This is a genomic window from Allobosea sp. UNC402CLCol, from assembly GCF_000745475.1.
Lineage (GTDB): Bacteria > Pseudomonadota > Alphaproteobacteria > Rhizobiales > Beijerinckiaceae > Allobosea > Allobosea spartocytisi.
The window spans coordinates 161611-182714 of record NZ_JQJJ01000015.1 but is presented as its reverse complement, the minus strand read 5'-3'; the positions used below and the strand labels follow the sequence as shown (position 1 = coordinate 182714).

The following is a 21104-nucleotide window of genomic DNA, read 5'->3' as shown; positions in this document are numbered from 1 at the left end:
AGTTGCTCGCCGGTTGGAACGATAGTGAAGATGCAATCGTCCTCGAAGTGCACCGGCGTGCCATCGTCCAGAGAGTAGAATGTGGTCCCAAGGCCAGGGTAGCCTTGCCAGACTATGACTGTGTAGATGTTGCCGTCGTCGTCACGACATCGCTCCCTGTAAAGCTCGCGATGCCGAAATGTCGGTTGTAGCCCTGGCTCCTTGGGTTGTCTCGAAACCATCGTTGGCGCTCCGGTTCCTGCGGCTGTCTTCAAACCGATTTGTGCCTAGGCGGTTCCGCTAGGGAACGATTCGCCCTGCCGGTCGAAGAGCTTCGTCATCGTCGGCTATGAACCGTCGACGATCGCCCTGGGCGGGATTGGCCGGCTGCTGCTCGCCGCGAGGCAGGGCGACCACCTAGTCTATGTCGGTGGCGTCTGCGGGGAATTCAAAGGCGCCGAATTCCAAATGAAGGTCCGATATGACAAGGAGCCGCATCCGACAACCTTTGCAAGCATAAGGCACGTGCCGCAATCGGCGGCGCGATCACTGGGAGGCTGCCTCGGCCAACAGCCTACGCGATGTGAGGGAATCCGCTTGTGATGAGCGATTTGGCACCGTGCCCCAAGCTGATATTCACCCTTCGCCGAAAAGCGGACGCTCGCATACAAAGACACGCCTTACCGCCCAACCTTGGCGATCTCGGCAGCGAGGTTCGCAAGGTAACTGCATTCATCGGCAGATTCGTTGTTCCACCACATCGCACACAGGTTATGCGATGGGATGGCCGGACGCGCCTCCAGCACGCGCAATGCCAGCTTCTCTCCCGAGAGATGGATCATCTCGCGCGGGATCATCGCCGCGCCGGTGCCGGCGCTCGCGAGGCGGGCGATCACGGTAAGCGGGTTGCAGGTGTTGAGGCGGCGCGGCTTCAGGCCCTGCGCGCCAAACCACATCTGGATCGTGGTGAACAGGCCCGATGGCGGGCTATTCGTGAAGATCGGCAGATCGACCAGGTTCTCCGGCGTCGCGACATTGCCAGCGAAGGGCAGGCCTTCGCCCACCACCCAGACGAGATCGATCATCCAGAGCGGCACGATCGTAATCCCGTCATGGGCCCGCGGCTGCGAGAGAAAGGCAATGTCGATCGAGCGGTCGAGCAGGAGTTGTTCGAGCTTGGTGCTGAAGTCCACGGTGACATCGACCTGCAGCTCCGCATGGCGAATAGCCAACTGCGCAAGGAGGTCCGGGAGGACCGCGGCGGCGAAGGAATCGGCGGCGCCTATGCGTAAAAGGCTCCTGCCGCGCAAGCCGTCCTTGCTGTGACGCTGGACCTGCTCGGCATGAGCCAGCAAACGCTCGATATCCGCATAGATCGCATTGCCAAGCGTCGTCGGCAGCGGGCGGTAGAGCGAACGGTCGAACAATTCGCCGCCCAAAGTGCGCTCGAGCTCCTTGATGCGCAGGCTGACCGTCGGCTGCGACAGGTTGAGATGCAGGGCGGCGGCGCGGAAGCCGCCCAATCGGGCCACCCAGTAGAACGCCTCGGCCTGACCAAAGGTATAGCGCATCGTTCAAGACGATAGCGGGAGACAATCAAGCGGCAAGCACTTCTTATTTTTATTCGCCGCCTCAGCGCTCTAGCTTTCCCTGGTTCGGCGCGGCGCCGGTCTCCGGCGCCGCCAAGGCATTGCTATAAAAGAGGGGAATTCCGATGCTGACCGTGCCGACACATCGCCGTGCGTTTCTCGCCGCTGCAGCAGGCGGCGCTCTTGGCGGCCTCTTGCCAGCGAGCCTGCTCCACGCTCAACCGAACAACGGCAAGACGCTGACCATCGTCCTGCCGAGCAATCCGATCACCATCGATCCGATAAACCAGCTCAATCACGACGCCATGGTGCTCGGCCAGACCGTGTTCGAGAACCTGGTCGAGTACGATGTCGACGGCGTGCTGAAGCCGCAGCTCGCCAAGGCTCTGCCGGTGATCTCGGCCGACAAGAAGACCTACACTTTCGACCTGCGCGACGACGTCACCTTTCACAACGGCGAGAAGATGACGGCGGAGGATGTGAAATACTCCTTCGAATACATGCTCGACCCCGCCAACAAGGCGGCGCGCCGCTCGCTCTTCACCCGCATCACCAAGGTCACGGTGCTGGATCCGCTCAAGATCCAGTTCGAGCTGTCGGAGCCGTATGGCCCCTGGCTCTACTTCCTGACGAAATACATGGGCATCTACCCGTCCGGCTCGCGCAAGGAGCATGGCGACGACTATTTCAAGTCGCGTCCCGCCGGCGTCGGCACCGGCTTCGGCGTCTTCGAGGAGTGGAAGCCGAACGACTATATCAGCTTCAAGAAGAACCCGAACTACTGGCGTAAGGGCCTGCCGCATTGGGATCGGCTCGTTGTCAAGATGATCCCGGAGGACGCGACCCGCGTCGCCTATCTGCTGACCGGCCAGGTCGATCTCATCAGTGCGCCGCCGCCGCGCGAGTTCAACCGGCTGAAGACGATGCCGGGCATCACCGGCGCCTCGCGCCCGACGCTGGGTGGCGCGCTGTTGATGTACACCAACAACCTGAAAGCCCCCTTCGACGACGTGAACTTCCGCAAGGCGGTCTCCGCCGCGATCGACCGCAAGACGATTGGGGAGAAGGTCTATTACGGGCTGCTCGATCCTTCCTCCGTGCCGGCGCCGGCACGCGGCTGGTGGTTCAACGCCGAGGCGGACAAGGAACTCGGCTTCGATCTCGACAAGGCCAAGGCCTTGCTCGCCAGGTCGAAATACGCCACCGGTGCCGAATTCGACCTCAGTATCCAGGCCGAGCCCTATCTGCTCGACACCAAGGATGCGGCGATCTTCGTGCAGGCCCAGCTCGCCAAGATTGGCATCAAGGTCAACCTCAAGGTTTACGAGTTCTCGGTGCTGATCCAGCAGGCGATCCGCGGCGAGCACCAGGCGGCGCTGCAGGTCTTCATGTCGCCGGGCGAGCCGAGCTACATCATGCAGGTCTGCCTGACGCCTGAGCAGGTCCTGTCCAAGAGTACCGGCTACAACAATCCGGAGTTCAACCAGACGCTCGCGGCTGCCTTCGCCGAGACGGAGGAAGCCAAGCTCAAGGAAGCCTATGGCAAGCTGCAGGCGCTCGCCGCACGCGACGCGCCGCTCGGCGTGCTCGGCTATGTCCACGCCTCCAATCTCTGGCGGCAGGCGGTGCAGGATGTGAAGGTCAATCAGGGCCTTACCATCGCGCCAGGCGAGATCAAGGTCTGAAACGAGCACGCAATGTTCCGCCTCATCGCAGGTCGCATCCTCTCCTCGATCGGCACGCTGCTCTTCGTCGGCCTCGCGCTGTTTGCGCTGACGCGCTCCGGTCCGGGCTCCCCGGCTCGGATCGTGCTCGGGGCCGACGCCACGACAGAGCAGATCGCGCAGTTCGAGCAGGCGCATGGCCTCGACCGGCCCTTCCTTTCGCAATACGCCGCCTGGCTCGGCGACGTCCTGCGCGGGGATTTCGGCAAGTCCTTCGTCACCGGCCGCGACGTCGCGAGCGAGATCGCCAACGCGTTGCCGGTGACGCTGGCGATCGTGTTCTTCGCCTTCCTGATCGCATTGATCTTCGGCATCGGCATCGGCGTGTTGTCGGCGCTCAAGCCGGGCGGCGCCTTCGACCGGATCAGCCGCTTTGCCTCGGTGCTCGGCCTGTCGATCCCGGCCTTCTGGCTCGGCATCGTGCTGATCCGCTTTCTCGCTGTCGACCTGCGCCTGTTGCCGCCGGGCGGTTATTTTCCGCTCTCCGCCGGACTGTCGCTGCACCTCCAGAGCATCCTGATGCCCTCGCTCTCGCTCGCGGTCTATTACATCGCCGTACTGGCACGGATGACGCAGGCGAGCCTGCAGGAAACCTTGCGCGGCGACTATGTCCGCACCGCCCGCGCCATGGGCCTCTCCTCTCGGCATGTCGTGTTCTACGCGCTGGTCAACGCGCTGCCGCCGGTCGTCAATCTCGCGGCGCTCTCCTTCGGCTACATGTTCGGCTGGGCGCTGATCATCGAGCAGGTCTTCAACATCCCCGGCCTGTCACGCGCGCTGCTGAACGCAATCTCGCAGCGCGATTTCCTCTTGCTGCAGGGCATCGTCTTCCTGTTCACCGCGATCTTCGTCTTAGCTAATCTCGGTGCCGACCTGGTCAACCGCGTACTCGACCCGCGCCAGAGGGCCGCGGCGTGAGCAATCTGCGCAAAGCCTTCCATGGCCTCGACTGGAGCGGCTGGCTCGGAGCCGGCATCGTCGGGCTGATCGTGCTGGCCGCGATCTTCGCGCCGCTGATCGCGCCTTACGACCCGCTCGCGCTCAATATAGAGGCCAGGCTGGCCGCGCCCGACGCCGCGCACTGGCTCGGGACCGATCAGGGCGGCCGCGACGTACTGAGCCGGATCCTGTTCGGCGCGCGCGCCTCGCTGTCGGTCGGAATCGGCGCGGTGCTCATCGGTGCAGCCATCGGCGTCTCCGCCGGGGTCTTCGCCGCCTACAAGGGCGGGCTCGGCGAGCAAATCGTGATGCGCATCGTCGATGGCGTCGCCTCGATCCCACTGCTGGTCTGGGCGATCGCGATCGTCGGCATTCTCGGTGTCGGGCCATTGCCGATCGGGCCGCTGCTCTTGCCAAACGAGGTCAAGATCGTCGTCCTGGTCGGCTGCCTGTTCTCGCCCGTCTTCGCCCGCGTCACCTATGCGGTGGCCAAGCGTATCGCCGGGGCCGACTATGTCCGGGCTCGCTTCCTGCAGGGCGCCTCGCACTGGCAGATCGTCAGTGGCGACGTAGTGCCGAACTGTCTGTCGCCGATCATCGTGCAGGGCACGCTGCTGGTCGCGATCGGCATCGTCATCGAGGCCTCGATCAGCTTCGTCGGCCTCGGCGTGCAGCCGCCGCAGCCGAGCTGGGGCACCATGCTCTCAGATGCCCGCAGCGCGATCTATTCCGGCGAATGGTGGCTGCCGGTCTTCCCGGGCCTCGCCATCTCGCTGACCGTGATCGGCTTCAATCTTCTGGGCGACGCGGTGCGCGAACTCTTCGACCCGCGCAGCGAAGCCAGGACGCTGGTCGCATGAGCCGGGCACTGCTCAGCGTCGAGGGCCTGCGCGTCGGCTTCCGTTCGGCCGGCGGCGGCGTGGTCGAGGCGGTACGCGGGGTCGACTTTTCCGTCGCGGCGGGCGAGGCCGTCGGCATCGTTGGCGAATCCGGCTCGGGCAAGAGCCTCAGCATGCTAGCGGCGATGCGACTCCTCGGCACGCCGGCTCGCGTCACTGGCGGGCGAGTGCTCTTCGACGGCGAGGACCTGCTCGCTGCTGATGAAAAGCGTATGCGGGCGCTTCGCGGGCGCGATATCGCCATGGTCTTCCAGGATCCGCAGAGCTCGCTCAATCCGGCGCTGACCATCGGCCGGCAGATCACCGACGTGGTTCGTGAGCATCGCGGCGTCTCGTCAGCCGAGGCCCGGCGCATCGCGGCGGAGGCGCTCGAGCGCGTCGGCATCCGCGATGCCGGCCGGCGCCTCGCTTCTTATCCGCACGAATTCTCCGGCGGCATGCGCCAGCGCGCTCTGATTGCCATGGCGATCGCCTGCCGCCCGCGTCTGCTGATCGCCGACGAGCCGACCACGGCGCTCGACGTTACCGTCCAAGCCCAGATCGTCGACCTGATCGCGGAACTGCGCCGCGAGCTCGGCCTCACCATCGTCTTCATCTCGCACAATCTCCAGCTTGTCGCCGAGATCGTCGACCGCGTCGTGGTGATGTATGGTGGCAAGGTCGTCGAGGACGGGCCGGTCGAGGCGATCGAACGCGCGCCGCGCCATCCCTATACCATCCTGCTCAAGGCCTGCGTCCCGAGCCTTTTCGGCCCGGTCGGCCCACTCACCGCGATTGAGGGCGCGCCGCCGCGGCTCGGCCGGTTGCCGGCCGGTTGCCCGTTCTCGCCGCGGTGTCCCCACGTCATCGAGCCCTGTACCAGCGAAATGCCGGCTCTGATCGCCGAAGCCGGTCATCGCACCGCCTGCTGGAGGCCGCGATGACCGGCCCGATCCTCTCCCTTCGCTGCGTCTCCAAATCCTTCCCGCAAGGCGGGCTGTTCGACCGTCTGCTCGGGCGCGACAGCCGGCTCGTCGCGCTCGACGATGTCAGTCTCGACGTCATGCGCGGCGATGTCGTTGGCATCGTCGGCGAGAGCGGCTCGGGCAAGTCGACGCTGGCCGGCCTCGCGGTCGGGCTGGCGCGGCCGACCTCGGGGGAGGTCTTGTTCGATGGTCAGTCGATGGCCGAGCTGATGCGCGATCACGCCGGGCCGTGGCGTCGGCGCGTCCAGATGGTCTTCCAGGATTCGAGCAGCGCGCTGAACCCGCGCAAGAGCGTGGCGCGCTGCCTCGGCGAGACGTTGGCATTACGTGGCGTGCCCGCGGGGCAGCGCCAGAATGAGATCGCAGACTTGCTGACGCGGGTCGGGCTCGGCCCCGAGATCGGGCCGCGCTTGCCGCATGAACTCTCCGGCGGGCAGCGCCAGCGCGTCGGCCTGGCGCGGGCCCTGGCGATGAAGCCGGAGGTGCTGATCGCCGACGAGCCGGTTTCGGCGCTCGACGTTTCCCTGCAGGCACAGGTGATCAACCTGCTGTCGCGTTTGACCCGCGAGCTCGGCCTGACCCTGCTCTTCATCAGCCACGATCTCGCCCTGGTGCGCACGCTGTGCAGCCGCATCGTCGTGATGCGGAAAGGGACGATCGTCGAGCAGGGGCCCTGCCTCGATGTGCTCGACCGGCCGCAGCACCCCTACACCCAAGCCTTCATCGCCGCCGTCCCGAAAGGCCTCGCCGGCCGGCGCACGCCTTTGCCTGTCCGTGCCGACGCGGTGGCTCCAGAAACCAGGGAAGACATCCATGGCGCAGCATAGCTACCGGATCGGCATCGACATCGGCGGCACTTTCACCGATGTTGTGGTCGCGCGCGACGATGGGCTGATCGAGACCCGCAAGGTGCCCTCGACCCCGGACGATTACAGCCGCGGCATCGCGCAGGCGCTGAAGGCGCTGGTCGAAGACTACCAGACCACGCCCGACCGCATCACCGGCATCGTTCATGCGACGACGGTCGCGACCAACGCTATCCTCGAATACAAGGGCGCCCGCACCGGCCTCCTGACCACCGCCGGCTTCCGCGACGTGCTCGAGATGCGCCGCCTGCGCATCCCGGTGCTTTACGACCTGCAATACGACAAGCCGAAGCCACTTGCGGCGCGGCGCCTGCGCCTCGAGGTCAATGAGCGGCTCGGCCCCGACGGTTCCGTCCGCGTGCCGCTCTCGCGGGAGGATGTCGTCGGGGCGGCGCAGCGCTTCCGCGAGGAAGGCGTCGAAGCCGTGGCGATCAGCTTCCTGCACGCCTACGCCAATCCGCAGCACGAAATCGAGGCTGAGGAGATCCTGCGCGCCGAGCTCGGCGACGGCGTCTATATCTGCCGGGGCTCGGAAATCCTGCCGGAGATCCGCGAATACGAGCGCACCTCGACCGTGGTGGTGAACGCCTATATCGGCCCGGTCGTGCGCAACTATGCCAGCGCCCTGACGGCGCGGCTCGCCTCGATCGGCGTCACCTGCCAGGTCGAGATGATGCATTCCGGTGGCGGCATCATGCGCCTGGGCTCGGCGGTGAAGCGTGCCGCTTCGCTGGTTGAATCCGGTCCGGCTGCTGGCGTCATCGCCTGCGCGCGACTAGTCTCGGGCGGCGACGAGCCCAGCATCATCTCCTTCGACATGGGCGGCACCACCGCCAAGGCAGCGCTGATCGAGCATGGCGAGCCGGCGCGCACCACCGAATACGAGGTCGGGGCCGGCATCAATCTGTCGAGCAAGCTGGTCAAGGGCGGCGGCTATCCGATCAAGATGCCCTTCATCGACGTCTCCGAGATCGGCGCAGGCGGCGGCAGCATCGTCGCGATCGACCGGATGAACCAGGTCTCGGTCGGCCCGCAGAGCGCCGGCGCGTGGCCGGGACCGGTCTGCTATGGCCTCGGCGGAACGCAGGCGACGCTGACGGACGTTTTCCTGACGCTTGGCTACATCAACGATGTCGCACTCGCTGGCGGCAGCTTCCCGCTCAAGGCCGATGCCGGCCGTGCCGCGCTGAACGACCAGGTCGCGTGCCCGCTCGGGCTCGATCTCCAGCAGACAGCGCGCGGCGTGTTGACGCTGGCGGTCACCACGATGACGCGGGCGGTCAAGGCGGTCTCGACCTATCGCGGGCGCGACCCGCGCCAGGCGACACTGGTCGCCTTCGGCGGCAACGGCCCGGTGGTCGCGGCCGAGGTCGCGCGCGCGCTCGGCATCCGCCGCGTCATCGTCCCGCGTGCCGCCGGCGTCTTCAGCGCCCTAGGCCTGCTGCGCTGCGATGTCGAGCAGGAATTTGTGCGGCCGTCGCGCCGACGGGCGGGCGAGCTCGACGATGCCGGGCTGGAGCAGCTCTTCGCCGAGCTCGGCGCCCATGCCCGCCGCATCCTCGCGCTGGAAGGCTATGATTTGGCGCAGGCCGAATTCCGCTATGCTGCCGACCTGCGATATGTCGGCCAGGCCTATGAACTGACCGTGCCGGCGAGGCGCTTCGACATCGCAGAGCTGGGCGAGCTATTCCATCGCGAGCACGAGCGGACCTATGGCCATCGCTCGCAGAAGGATTCGGTGCATCTCGTCAATGCCCGCCTGACGGCGCGTCTGCCGCTGATCGCGCCGCGCCAGCAATTCGCGGTGGAGGCGCCGATGCGCCGGACCGATCGGATTGTCTCGTTCAACGCCAGCGGGTCGGCGGCCGCGATCGCCGTGATCGGCCGGGCCAATCTTGATACCACGGCGCGGCGCGGGCCCTTCGTCATCGAGGAATACGACTGCACCTGCGTCGTCGGCCCCGGCCAGAGCGCCAGGCTCGACGAGGCCGGCAATATCGACATCGCCCTGGAGGCCGCATGAGCGCGCAGGCAATCGACCCGATCACCCTGGAGGTGATCCGCAATGCGCTAGCCTCGACCGCGGATGAGATGGCGCTGATCGTCATGCGGAGCGCCTATTCTCCTGTTGTCCGCGACATCATGGATTATTCGACCGCACTCTGCGACGCGAAGGGCCGGGTGATCGCGCAGGGGCTGACTCTGCCGATCCAGCTCTGCTCCTTCCCGCGGATCATGGGATTCGTCAAAGAGCGCTATGGCGAGACGCTGAAGCCCGGCGACGTGCTGATCGCCAACGACCCCTATGGCTCCGGCGGTCAGCATTTGCCGGATATCTACATCCTGAAGACGATCTTTGTAGACGGCCGGCTCTCAGGCTTCGCCGCGACGGTGGCGCATCACACCGATCTCGGGGGCATCGTGCCGGGCAGCGTCGCGATCTACGCGACCGAGATCCAGCAGGAAGGCCTGCGTCTGCCGCTGCTCAAGCTCTACGAGGCCGGCGAGCCGGTCGAGGCCGTCTTCCGCATCCTCGAGGCGAACACACGCTCGCCGGTCGAGGTGCTCGGCGATATCCGCGCCCAGATCGCCGCCTGCAATGTCGCGGAGGAGGGCATGAAGACCCTGATCGGCCGCTACGGCGCGCAGGAGCTCGACGCATATATCGACGCGCTGCATGACCATGCCGAGGCGATGATGCGCGACGTGATCCGCGCTCTGCCGAACGGTGTCTATCGCGCCACGGACTATATCGACGGCGTCGGCGAGAACCCACAGCCGCTGCCGATCGTTGCGACCGTCACCGTCGCCGACGATACGATCGACATCGATTTCGCCGGCACGGCCGATCAGGTCGCGGCATCGATCAACTGCCCGATCTCGCTGCCGGAATCGGCTTCCTTCTGCGCGATACGCTGCCTGTCGCAGCAGGACATTCCGAATTGCGAGGGATATCTGCGGCCGATCACGGTCAGGGCGCCGGAGGGCTGCCTCGTCAATCCGCGTTATCCGGCTGCCTGCGGGGCGCGCGGCGTCGTCGGCTATCGCGTCTTCGATGCGATCATGCAGGCGCTCGCCCAGATCGTGCCGGAGCGGGCCATGGGCGGCTCCGAGGGGGGGCCGTATCTCCTCGCGGCCGGCGGCACGCATGAAGGCCGGCCCTTCGTGCTCAACGAGATGGTGGTCGGCACCTGGGGGGCGCGGGCCGGCAAGGACGGTATCGAGGGCATCTCCAATCCTGCCGCCAATCTCTCCAACCAGCCGGTCGAGATGATCGAGGCCGACATGCCGGTCGAGGTGCTGCGCTACGGCCTGGTGCCCGACACCGGCGGGCCGGGCCAGTACCGTGGCGGGCTCTCGCTCATCCGCGAGTTCCGCTTCCTCGCGCCGGTCGCCTTCGTGCTGCGCGGCGACCGGCGCGACCACCCGCCCTTTGGCTTGGAGGGCGGCAGCCCTGGAGCGCCTTCCGCTCACATCCTGCTCCGCGCCGACGGCACGGAGCAGGGCCTGCCGACCATGCCTATGGAGAGCTTCAACGCCCGTGCCGGCGATGTCTTTCGCCTGATCGGCGCCGGCGGTGGCGGCTATGGCGATGCGCTGCAACGCGATCCCATCCGCATCGAGGATGATCTGCGCGAAGGCAAGGTCACGGCGGCAGGCGCATCCCGCGATTACGGCGTGGTCTTCGCTGCCGATGGCGCAACGATCGATCAGGCAGCCACCATGCGTCGGCGGGCCGAGCTTGCGGAGGCAAGGACATGAGCAAGGTCATGTCCGGTTCGGCGGCCCTTAACGCAAAGCTCGTCGGCGAGCCGGGCAGCCGGGCGCGGCTGGAGACGCCGGCAGCCGTGCTCGATCTCGATCTGTTCGAGCACAATATCGCGCTGATGGCGGAAACCTGCCGCAAGACCGGGCTAAGCCTCAGGCCGCATGCCAAATCGCATAAATGCGCCGAGATCACCCACCGGCAGATGGCAGCGGGGGCGCTCGGCAATTGCTGCGCCAAGCCGGGCGAATTGCTGGCGCTGTTCGAGGGCGGAGTGCGCGATCTCCTGCTCAGCGCGCCGATCGCCAGTCCGGCGAAGATCGACGCACTGGCGCGCGCCGCGGCGGCGGGCGGGCGCATCGGCGTCGTGGTCGACCGGGCTGATCTCACCACCGCCTATGCGCAGGCGGCGCAGCGACACGGCGCGGCCTTCGACGTGCTGGTCGATCTCGATGTCGGGCTGAGGCGCAGCGGCGTCGCGACGCCGGCCGAGGCGGTCGAGCTGGCGAGGCTCGTTTCCGGGCTGGACGGGTTGCGCTATCGCGGCGTCCAGGCCTATCAGGGCCGCGTCCAGCATATCGACGACTTCGCCGCGCGCCGCATCGCCAACCAGGAGATTGGCCGGCTGCTCGCCGCCATGATCGAGGCGTTACGCGTGGCCGGCTTCGCGCCGGAGATCGTCTCGGGCGGCGGCACCGGCAGCCATCTCCTCGACGGCGAGGACCGGTTGCTAACCGAGATCCAGGCCGGCTCCTACGTCTTCATGGACGAGGCCTATGACAGCGTCGACATGCATGGCCGGGGCGGGCCGGAATTCAAGCCGGCGCTGCGCATCGCCGTCACCGTGATCGGGCACAGCTCGCTCGGCTTCGCCATCACCGATGGCGGCAGCAAGAGCTTTGCGCTCGACGGCCCGCCGCCCCGTGTCTTCCGGATTGGCGAGCTGGTTGGGCGGATCGAATGGTGCGGCGACGAATTCGGCCGCGTCCTTCCGTCGGAAGGACAATCTGCGTTGCCGATTGGTACGGTGGTCGAATGCACGGTCCCGCATTGCGATCCGACGATCAACCTGCACGACATCCTGCATGTCGTGCGCGGCGCCGATCTCGTGGCGCAATGGCCGGTCGAGGCGCGGGGCCGCGCTGATTAAGCGGCGCGTCAAATAGGCTGCGAAGCGAGAAACGCGCCAGAAGCGGAACTTGGATCTCCGCCAGAAAGCGGACCTTCGCTGCTCAGCGGCGTCAGGACCGGAATCAACCTCAGCCGACATGGCGTTTCTCGAGCTATGTCAGGTTCGCACCGATCCAAGTTTCTACGTCCGTAACCGGGATGCCGTTTCGCTCATTGAACGTCCCGGCCTTTTCCTAAGTGTAGCCGCGCCCCATGGCGAAGGCCGCACGGTATTGCACCTTCGCGCCAAATCCGATGCGCTCACCGCGGTGAATGCCAGTTCGATTTCCGGAACGGTCTGATCCGCCCAACTCACGACAAAAGCCGCGGCTCGCCTGCTCATGATGGTGTCACAACTGTTTCCGGGCCGGTGACTGACCTGAGCCCTCGGCCAACCATGTCGCTTCCTGAAGGTCCCAATTGTACGGTCACGGCATTTCGGAAAGCCATGGAAACTCATTGGCTGCCGAAATCGTTGACCGGTCGCCTGCGACCTGGGACACGACATGCGACGATCTCACGAAATGCCTTTCGGCCCCCGCGTTCTGCGGAACGGAGTAGAATTCCGCCTTTGGGCGCCGTCCGCTCCCAAGGTGCGCCTCTGGACGCCGCAGGGCGAGTTCGACATGGAGGAAGCCGAAGGAGGTTGGCACCGGCACGTCCTCCAAGGAGCCGCGGCAGGCCAGCGATATCGATTTCGCGTGCGGGAGGATCTGCTCGTGCCCGACCCGGCATCGCGGTTCCAGCCCGAAGATGTCGAGGGACCGAGCCTGGTTGTCGATCCGGAGGCCTACGGCTGGGCGGACGGCGATTGGAAGGGGCGCCCCTGGGAAGAGGCGGTGATCTACGAAGCTCACATGGGCAGCGTTACGCCCGAAGGAACCTTCGCCGCGTTTGCCGAAAAGCTTGAACTGTTGCGCGATCTTGGATTCACCGCGATCGAGCTGATGCCGCTCGCGGATTTCCCGGGCAAGCGGAACTGGGGTTACGACGGCGTGCTCCATTTCGCGCCGGATCACGCCTACGGAACGCCGGACGATCTCAAGGCGCTGGTGGACCGGGCCCATGGCCTTGGACTCATGATGATCCTCGATGTCGTCTACAACCACTTCGGACCGTCCGGAAACTACCTGCCGGCCTACGCTGGCGCATTCTTTACGGACAGGCACCAGACGCTGTGGGGCGCCGGCATCAACTATGACGGCCTCGGCGCAGAGACCGTCCGCGATTTCTTCGTCCACAACGCGCTCTACTGGCTGGAGGAGTACCATTTCGATGGCCTCCGCTTCGACGCCGTGCATGCCATCGCGGATGACAGCAGCAAGCATTTTATCGCCGAACTCGCGGAGAGGATAAGGTCGGCCTCAGGCCAACGGCAGGTCCATCTCATCCTGGAGAATGCCGATAACGGGGCCAGATGGCTCGGCCGCGCCAGGGGGGTACCTAGCCTGCACACCGCGCAGTGGGCCGACGACCTGCACCACGCTTGGCATCGCCTGCTGACCGGCGAGTATGATGGATATTACGCCGATTACGCCGATCCGATCGCTCACCTTGGACGCTGCCTCGCGGAAGGCTTCGCCTATCAGGGCGAGATGTCGGTCCATGAGGGCAAGCCGCGCGGCGAGCCCTCCGCCCACCTCCCTCCGTCGGCCTTTGTCGCGTTTCTCCAGAACCATGACCAGATCGGCAACCGGGCCTTCGGAGAGCGGCTTGGCCATCTTGCCGATCCGAACAGGCTGGCGTTGGCACGCGCCTGTTTGCTGCTTAGCCCGCAGATCCCGCTCCTCTTCATGGGCGAGGAGTGGGGCGCGAGCGCTCCTTTCCAGTACTTTGTGGATTTTCCGGACGAGGAACTTTCCAAGGCCGTCCGAGAGGGGCGCCGGCGTGAGTTCGGAAGCTTCGGGCGCTTCAAGGACGAGACGGCACAGGAGCGCATTCCTGACCCAACGGCATCCGATACCCTGCAGGTCTCCTCGCTCGACTGGAGCGAGGCCAGCCGCAGGCCCCATAGCGAAGCGCTAGCCCGGACGCGCGACCTTCTGCGCATCCGCCGCGAGGTGGTCGTGCCGTTGACCAAGAGCGCTTTCGAAGGTGCGCGATGGTCAAGACCTACACCGGACGTGCTTGAGGTGACCTGGCATTTTGCTGGCGGCAGTCTGCGGTTCATCGCCAATTTCGGGAGCGATTCCTTCGCATACGACGTTGCGCAGGGCGAGCATCCGATCTGGCCGGGCGAAAACGCGCACCATGCGGCGGCTATCGGACTGCCGCCCTGGACTGGGGTGATGCTGGCGAGGGTGCTATGAGTTCGCACGATGCGAGACTTGCAAAACTGGCTGATCTGGCCGGAATCGCAACATCCTACATCGACGCCGCGGGCGCCCGTGTCGAGACCCCGCTACAGGCGCGCCGGGCGGTGCTGCGTGGACTCGGCATCGAAGTCGATACGGAAGCGCGAGCGCGCGAAGCCTTAGCCTGCTTCGAGCGGCGGCGGGCATCACCCTTGTCGCCGTTTTGCGTCGTGAGCACAGGCCTAACCGCGCGGGTGCCGTGGTTTGGCCAGGAGGTGCCGGATACGATCGATTCCGTGCTGACCGACGAGACCGGCGGCGCTCGTGCGGGCAGGGGACGCATCCAGTCGGATCGCTCCGGGCGGCATCTGGTCCTGCCGGCGCTGCCGACCGGCTACTGGCAATTGCGTGTCGCTTCGGGTGCCACCGCATGCGAGAGCCTGCTCATCAGCGCGCCGGCGCCGCCGCGATGCTATGAGCCCACATCGGTGACCGGCGGGGCCAAGCGATGGGGCGTGACGGCGCAGGTCTATTCGCTCCGCTCGCCGGACAATTTCGGGATTGGCGGCTACGGCGACCTCTCCGACCTGGCGGAGGGTGCGGCAGAACTGGGCGCCGATTTTCTGGGGTTGAATCCGGTCCATGCGTTATTCACTGCGGAGCTCACGAAAATCTCTCCTTACTCCCCGTCCTCGCGACGCTTCCTCGACGCACAACTGCTGGAACCGAGCCGAATCCCCAAGGTTGCCGAAAGTGGGGCGCCGGCGCTGTGGGGGGAGGCTGAGGCGCAGGCCTCAATTGCCACGTTGCGCGACGCCGTGCTCGTTGACTGTGCGGGCAGCTGGCGGGCCAAGCTGCCGCTTCTGGAATCCGTTTGGCGAGCCGGGGATCGCGATTTCGCAGAGTTCCAGGCCGCTGCCGGAAAAGACCTGGTGATGCACGCGACCTTCGAGGCGCTGTCGGAGCATTTCGCCGCTGCTGGGGCGTCCTCGGTCGGCGAATGGCCCGACGCCTTCCGCGACGCGGAGAGCGAAGCCGTCGACCAGTTTACGACATCGCATCGCGACAGGATCGATTTCCACGCCTGGCTGCAATGGCAGGCGGGCCGCCAGCTTGGCGACGCCCAACATGCGGCCCGGAAAGCGGGGATGGGGATCGGGCTGTTCCGCGACCTTGCCGACGAAGGCCGGACCGGCCGGCGACATGGCGGAATGGCGCTGGCGGCGCCGCCCCCGCGGGCCACATATCGCCTGCAGTTCCATGCCGGATTCACGTTCGACGACGCGATACCGATCCTGCCCTATCTGGATCGGCTGGGGATCAGCCATGTCTATGCGTCCCCGATCCAGAAGGCCCGGCCTGGCTCGACACATGGCTACGACATCGTCGACCACGCCGAGATCAACCCAGAACTCGGCGGCATGGACGGCTTTCTGCGCTTCTCCGACGCGCTGAAGAGGCATGGCCTCGGTCTGCTGCTCGATATCGTTCCCAACCACATGGGGATCGGCGGCGAGGACAACGCGTGGTGGCTGTCGGTGATCGAGTGGGGCCGGCTCTCCCCGCACGCGATCGCCTTCGACATCGACTGGGACAGGCTGGGAGCGGACGGAAAGCTGATCCTGCCGTTCCTCGCGAAACGATATGGCGAAGCCTTGGAGGAAGGCGAACTCGGGCTGACGTTCGATGCCGAGCAGGGCGGCTTCAGCATACGCCATTTCGAGCATCGTTTTCCCGTCAACCCGCTCACCTACCCGATCGTACTGGATCGCATCCTTATGGCGGTCGATGTGTCGGAACCATCTTTCCGCGAGGTGCTGGCGATCTCGGCGCGTCTCAGATTTCTCTTCGAGAGTGAACGGTCCATCGCCCCTGAGGCACTGATTGAGGAGTGCGAAGCTCTCAAACGCCGGCTATCCGCGGCGTTTACCGTATCGGACGCCCTCGGCCAAGCGGTCGCGCGAGCCCTGGAACTCATCAACGGCACTTGCGGCATCGAGGAAAGCTTCGACACGCTGCACCGGCTACTGGAGCTGCAGAGCTACCGATTGGCCTATTGGCGCGTCGCAGCAAGCGAGATCAACTACCGACGCTTTTTCGACATCAACACGTTGGCCGGCGTTCGCGTTGAAGAGCCTGCAGTCTTCGACAGGACGCACGGCCTGATCCTCGATCTCGTCGCGGCGGGCCGCGTTCAAGGGCTGCGCATCGACCACATTGATGGGCTGGCTGATCCCGAGGGCTACCTACGGGCCCTGCAGGCGCGAGTGGGGCCGGGCTTCTATGTCGTCGCGGAGAAGATCCTTGGGCATGGCGAAAGGCTGCGGGGTTGGCCGATGTCCGGCACAACCGGCTACGATGTGCTGAATCTGCTCGATGGTGCGCTGGTCGACCAGTCCGCCGCCACGGCCATAGAGGAGGCCTACGCGCAAGCCGCCGGCCCGCAGCAGGCGTATGGAGACGCTCTGCGGGGGGCAAAGCGCGAAGTATTGGAAGGCAGCTTTGCGAGCGAGCTCGAAGTCGTCGCCTCCGACCTCGCTCGGATCGCCGCGTGCGACAGGCGCACGCGAGACTACACGATCAACGCCATGCGCCGGGCGCTTACGGAGATCATCGTCGAGTTCCCGGTTTATCGGAGCTATGTCGGCATCGAAGCCTCGCCCGACGATAGGGAGTTGATCGAAGAGACTGTTGCGGCATCGGTCGCCCGTAGTGCGCTGCCAGACCATACTGTTCACGCTTTCATCGCGGAGACGCTCCTCGGCGATCGTCAAGCCAAAGGGGATAGTCTCCTCGCAGATCACATCGGTCGATTTAGACGTCGCTTCCAGCAGCTGACAGGGCCGGTGACTGCCAAAAGCGTCGAGGACACGCTTTTCTATCGGCGTGTGCCACTGCTTGCCTTGAACGAGGTCGGCGGGGAGCCCAGCGCCTTTGGATTCTCTGCCGAAGCGTTCCATGCCGCAAACATCAAACGCCAGAAGTCATGGCCGAATGCGATGATCGCCACCGCGACACACGACACAAAGCGTGGCGAGGATGCACGCGCGCGCCTCCTGGCGCTCAGCGAGATGCCGTCGGAGTGGACGCAGGCGGCCAACGATTGGCAGTCGATCAGCAGCAAACGCGGTTCAGCGGCCGGCCCCGACCCGAATGATCGGCACCTGATCCTTCAGCAGCTGCTCGCCGCATGGCCGATGGAGCTTCTCGATCAGGATGATCAGGACGAACTCGATGCATTCCGGGATAGAATGCAAGGATGGGCTGAGAAAGCACTTCGCGAAGCGAAGCGACATACGAGCTGGACCAATCCACGAATCGAATATGAGGCGGCTGCGAAAGAATTGATCGGCGCCGCCTTGGCGCCGGGCAGCCCGTTTCTTCAACGTTTCCGCGCGCTGGCTCAGGAGATGGCATCGCGCGGAATGGTGAAGAGCCTTGCCCGCACTGTCCTCAAGCTGACTTTGCCGGGCGTGCCCGATTTCTATCAAGGGACCGAATTCTGGGACCTGTCGCTTGTCGACCCCGACAATCGCCGTCCGGTCGACTACGCCGGTGCGCAAAGTGCGATCGCCGAGTCCGGCGACGTCGGAGACCTGATGGCGACCTGGCGGGACGGTCGCGTGAAGCAGCGCATCGTGCAAGCGCTATTGACGGACCGCCGCGAGGTACCCCGGCTTTACGCTGAGGGAGTGTACCGGCCCCTGGTTATCGAGGGCCATGCGGAGAACACGGTTCTGGCATTCGAGCGCCGCCACGGGCCGCAGCGCTTGGTCGTCATCGTGATGCGGCTCGGTGGCGGACGGTTCGACGAAGCACAAGCTCATCGTGCGCAATTGATCGCGACGCTGCCGATGCTCGAAGGTTCATGGCGAGACGTGCTCTGGGGCAACGAGCGGAAGTTCCACCGCCAGGGCGCGACCCTTGGCGAGGCTTTGGGCGAGTTGCCGGTCGCGGTTCTGCGCGGCTAACATCGACACCGATCACTCGCCATCGTCGTGAGGCTGCTTTGTGCGCGACCGCTTCGTTTTAGCGGGCTTGGATCAGAAGACAGAGAGCGCCGTTTCTCCTGCGCTCACCCCTGATGAGCACAGCTGCTCGGCCAACTTGCTGCCCAGCGTGTCGCGGCCGAGCAGCCAATTAAGGGCACGAAATGGAATGCCAAGTCTTTCGATGCGCGACCGGAAAACTGTTCGTGGTGGCCGAGAAGAAAAGGCTTCCGTCGAGCGGCGAACCTTACACTCGTTTGCGAACCGTCAGCATTATGCCCGACGGGGCCCATGCTTGAATCGGATTCGGCAACGATTCTTGAGACAAAACTGGGTTCTTGATCCGCCCCGAGAGCGGCCAGAACCGCCTGGGAACGAAAGCTTCACATCGTGCCAATGCTGTCGCATGGAACCGCCGAGTGGAGCGTCGAGTTTGGTCGCACCGACATTGCTAAGGTTTGACTATGAGCCTGCCATCGAACTCGAATGATGCCCAATCCGATCTTTTCCGACCATTGCAGCCGCGTGATTTCCTGAACCCGCCAATCCTGCTGGCGGGTACCGTGGATAACGTCATGTACGCGTTCTTTCGAGACCGACTTATGACGTCGCCATTGGAAGGTTTGGTCGTAATCGAACTCAGTACCTTGGGCGGGGACCCCGAGGTTGCGCGCATGATGGGAGAGGATATCCGGTTCCACAGCGAGCAGGAGCCGAACCGGCGCTTCGTCTTGCTCGGAAAGGCTGCGATCTACTCCGCGGGTGCGACCTTCATGAGCTTCTTCGCCCGCCCTAACCGGTACCTTACACGCGGCACGCGGCTTATGATCCACGAGCGCAAACTACAAGCCAACGTGATGCTGGATGGCCCGCTAACGGCGTGCATTGCGAATTTGAAAGCCAAGCTCAACGAAATCGAGCATTCAATTCAGATTCAGAACGAAGGCTTCGAAAACCTCATCGCCGGATCATCGGTGACCATGGAGCAGGTGCTGAAGCGCGCACCAGAAAACTGGTATATCGAAGCGAACGAAGCTCAAAGCCTCGGGCTTATTGAAGGCGTCATATAGTACCTGATCATGGACCGATCGACAGGCGTCAGGCCGTGAGCCGCGGCGCTGTCGCCAGCCAACGCCCCCAGCGCTTTGTCGTCGAACCGTCTCGGCCAGGACTAGTTCCCCGGACGCTTTGCGGCCGAGAATGGGCGTCAGGACACGACCCTGGCGAGGTCGGCCTGAGGATCCTCACCCGCTTCGACAGGCATTGCGGCATCCATGATCCGCGTTGCCAGCGCGATGTCGGGCTCCTCTACACGCACAGAGACCACAGACCGACCCAGCGCGTGTTCGCTGGCGTGACGTTCGGCGTCATTCGCTGGTACACCGGCATCGACCAGCGCGCCCATAACGCCTCCTGCCAATGCGCCGGTCACCGCGCCCGACAGGAACCAGCCGGTCGCAATGATCGGTCCGACGCCCGGAATGGTCAGGGCGCCCAAGCCAAGCGCGAGCCCCGTTGCCGCACCAGCAGCGCCTCCGACTCCCGCCGCTGCAGCCGTATTGTCGTCTCCGCCGGCTTGCTGTCCGAGAAGGCCGATCCTCTCTAGCTGAATGCCAGCCTCGGCCAAGCGGACCGCGACATTCCGTGCATCTTCGAACGTCTTATAGGTTCTGGTAATCGTCTGGACTTGAAGCATGCTGGCCTCCCTGCTGCGAAAAGGGCGAGCCCCGAAGGACCCGCCCACCCAATTCGCACTACGACGGTGACTAGTGCTGGCCGCCCTTGCGACCTGCTTCCGACGCGCGCCCGCGATCATTGGCAAAGTTGCCCGATCCGCCACGCTCGGTGCCGTGCGATCCGCTCTGGGGGCGATCGCTGATCGACGCGGACTGCTGCCCGCGTTCGTTCTGGTGGCTGTGCTCGCCTCCCTTCTTGCCCGCGTCGCGGGCCCTGTCGGGGTTGTTGGCGAAGCCTTGGTTATGAGTCATCACTCGCTCCATAGGTTGCTCTCCGAAGAGCCGGAGAATCTCGGTGTGAGGTGAGTTGACCGACTGACCGGTCTTAGAATGAACGACCCAGACGCAGGGCTGTTCCAACTTCTTTTCAGTGGTTAGCTCTGTGCTCGGCATTGCGCTTTCGCGTCGCCGCCGCCTTCTTTGCCGATGCCGATCGATCGGCGGCGCTGCGCTCTGCAGAAGCATTACCGCCCTTCTCGCCGCCCCTGTGCGCGGCGGGATGGCCGGTTTCCTTCCCCCGCCCGGATCCGCCCGCCTTCTTCCCACCGCCATCATCCTTGTTGACGGTCGCCCACGCCCGCCGCTCGGCCTCCTTCTCGGAAACTCCGCGCTTCTCGTAGCCCTCGGCGATGTGGTCGGCCTTGCGCTCCTGCTTGTCGGTGTATTTGGATTTATCACCCCGTGGCATGCCTGCCTCCACAGTTTGGGTGGTTAAACCCTGCGAACAGCAGACAACGGCAAAGGTTCCAGCCTACCGCAGGCTCTGCGATTGTCGCTGGAGGCTTGCCTCCGCGCTTGGCAGCGGCACCGAAGATGCCCTCCTCGCGCAGCTGCACATAGCCTTTCGGCCAAGCCTTGCATTTGGCTCTGAGGCGCCGGATCTCGACCCTTCCCATCCCGGAAAACTGCTTCTTCCAGCGGTGGACGCCTATCTTCCGGCAGTTCTCCGCCACCGTCGTGCCGTTCTTCGCCTGCCGAAGGGCAAAGGCGATTTGCTCATTCGTGCATCGATCGCGTGGCATGGCATCTGTCCTCTAGGAGGCTCAGAGTGCCCAAAAATTGCACGACAACAGGATCCGTTTCCAGGGTCAGGACCACAGGGTTCAAATGCTTACTTCACGGAGGAACACCTTTCAGGGGCGGCCAGAAGCACGCTGAACCTGATACCGTTCTCAGTGTGAGCTTGCC

At 64.8% G+C, this 21104-nt stretch carries 15 protein-coding genes and 4 pseudogenes; 13 read left to right on the top strand and 6 right to left on the bottom strand.

The features are described from left to right. Positions 1-300: 300 nt before the first annotated feature. A pseudogene (locus tag GY40_RS28360) lies at positions 301-417 on the top strand (ATP-dependent DNA ligase); the annotation flags it as partial. Between the two features lie 242 nt (positions 418-659). On the opposite strand, the gene GY40_RS20915 reads toward GY40_RS28360, so the two are convergent. After that, entirely contained in the window at positions 660-1550 is an 891-nt protein-coding gene (locus tag GY40_RS20915; RefSeq protein WP_038366410.1) for a LysR family transcriptional regulator, read from the bottom strand. A gap of 143 nt (positions 1551-1693) precedes the next feature. Here GY40_RS20915 and GY40_RS20910 point away from each other — a divergent pair, with 143 nt between their 5' ends. The 12 genes from GY40_RS20910 (at position 1694) to GY40_RS20860 (ending at position 19250) form a co-directional block, all read left to right on the top strand. Next, entirely contained in the window at positions 1694-3253 is a 1560-nt protein-coding gene (locus GY40_RS20910; RefSeq protein WP_051988360.1) for an ABC transporter substrate-binding protein, read from the top strand. A gap of 12 nt (positions 3254-3265) precedes the next feature. After that, a complete protein-coding gene (locus GY40_RS20905) occupies positions 3266-4210 on the top strand; it encodes an ABC transporter permease (protein ID WP_038366407.1) in 945 nt (314 codons plus the stop codon). Beyond that, positions 4207-5091, top strand: a complete 885-nt coding sequence (locus GY40_RS20900; protein WP_038366404.1) for an ABC transporter permease — start codon at positions 4207-4209, stop codon at positions 5089-5091. Before GY40_RS20905 ends, GY40_RS20900 begins: the two co-directional genes overlap by 4 nt. Further along, positions 5088-6053 carry an ABC transporter ATP-binding protein gene (locus GY40_RS20895; protein WP_038366401.1) on the top strand — a complete coding sequence of 322 codons (966 nt, stop codon included), beginning with the start codon at positions 5088-5090 and terminating at the stop codon, positions 6051-6053. The genes GY40_RS20900 and GY40_RS20895 overlap by 4 nt, the downstream gene beginning before the upstream one ends. Then, positions 6050-6922, top strand: coding sequence for an ATP-binding cassette domain-containing protein (locus GY40_RS20890; protein WP_051988359.1), 873 nt, complete (start codon positions 6050-6052; stop codon positions 6920-6922). The genes GY40_RS20895 and GY40_RS20890 overlap by 4 nt, the downstream gene beginning before the upstream one ends. After that, complete coding sequence (locus GY40_RS20885; RefSeq protein ID WP_038366398.1) at positions 6909-8984, top strand: hydantoinase/oxoprolinase family protein; 2076 nt, start codon at positions 6909-6911, stop codon at positions 8982-8984. Before GY40_RS20890 ends, GY40_RS20885 begins: the two co-directional genes overlap by 14 nt. Next, entirely contained in the window at positions 8981-10723 is a 1743-nt protein-coding gene (locus tag GY40_RS20880; RefSeq protein WP_038366395.1) for a hydantoinase B/oxoprolinase family protein, read from the top strand. Before GY40_RS20885 ends, GY40_RS20880 begins: the two co-directional genes overlap by 4 nt. Beyond that, on the top strand, positions 10720-11877 hold the full coding sequence (locus tag GY40_RS20875; protein WP_051988358.1) for a DSD1 family PLP-dependent enzyme: 1158 nt from the start codon (positions 10720-10722) through the stop codon (positions 11875-11877). Before GY40_RS20880 ends, GY40_RS20875 begins: the two co-directional genes overlap by 4 nt. Positions 11878-11995: 118 nt before the next feature. Further along, entirely contained in the window at positions 11996-12199 is a 204-nt protein-coding gene (locus tag GY40_RS27730; protein ID WP_156116026.1) for a hypothetical protein, read from the top strand. 204 nt (positions 12200-12403) lie between these two features. Next, positions 12404-14206, top strand: a complete 1803-nt coding sequence (gene treZ / locus GY40_RS20870; RefSeq protein WP_038366392.1) for a malto-oligosyltrehalose trehalohydrolase — start codon at positions 12404-12406, stop codon at positions 14204-14206. Then, positions 14203-18162, top strand: a complete 3960-nt coding sequence (treY, locus tag GY40_RS20865) for a malto-oligosyltrehalose synthase (RefSeq protein WP_038366389.1) — start codon at positions 14203-14205, stop codon at positions 18160-18162. The genes treZ and treY overlap by 4 nt, the downstream gene beginning before the upstream one ends. A 482-nt stretch (positions 18163-18644) precedes the next feature. Next, a complete protein-coding gene (locus tag GY40_RS20860; protein ID WP_051988357.1) occupies positions 18645-19250 on the top strand; it encodes a Clp protease/crotonase-like domain-containing protein in 606 nt (201 codons plus the stop codon). 137 nt (positions 19251-19387) lie between these two features. Here GY40_RS20860 and GY40_RS20855 read toward each other — a convergent pair whose 3' ends face one another. From GY40_RS20855 to GY40_RS27725, 5 genes and pseudogenes are all read right to left on the bottom strand, one after another. Beyond that, the gene (locus GY40_RS20855) at positions 19388-19876 is read right to left on the bottom strand and encodes a hypothetical protein (RefSeq protein WP_051988356.1); all 489 of its coding nucleotides are present in this window, start codon (positions 19874-19876) and stop codon (positions 19388-19390) included. A 73-nt stretch (positions 19877-19949) separates the two neighbouring features. Continuing rightward, a pseudogene (locus GY40_RS28355) lies at positions 19950-20060 on the bottom strand (KGG domain-containing protein); the annotation flags it as partial. A gap of 34 nt (positions 20061-20094) precedes the next feature. Further along, positions 20095-20168: pseudogene (locus GY40_RS28350) on the bottom strand (KGG domain-containing protein); the annotation flags it as partial. 115 nt (positions 20169-20283) lie between these two features. Further along, a complete protein-coding gene (locus GY40_RS20845) occupies positions 20284-20604 on the bottom strand; it encodes a hypothetical protein (RefSeq protein ID WP_038366380.1) in 321 nt (106 codons plus the stop codon). Between the two features lie 178 nt (positions 20605-20782). Next, positions 20783-20938: pseudogene (locus GY40_RS27725) on the bottom strand (transposase); the annotation flags it as partial. Positions 20939-21104 lie beyond the last annotated feature (166 nt).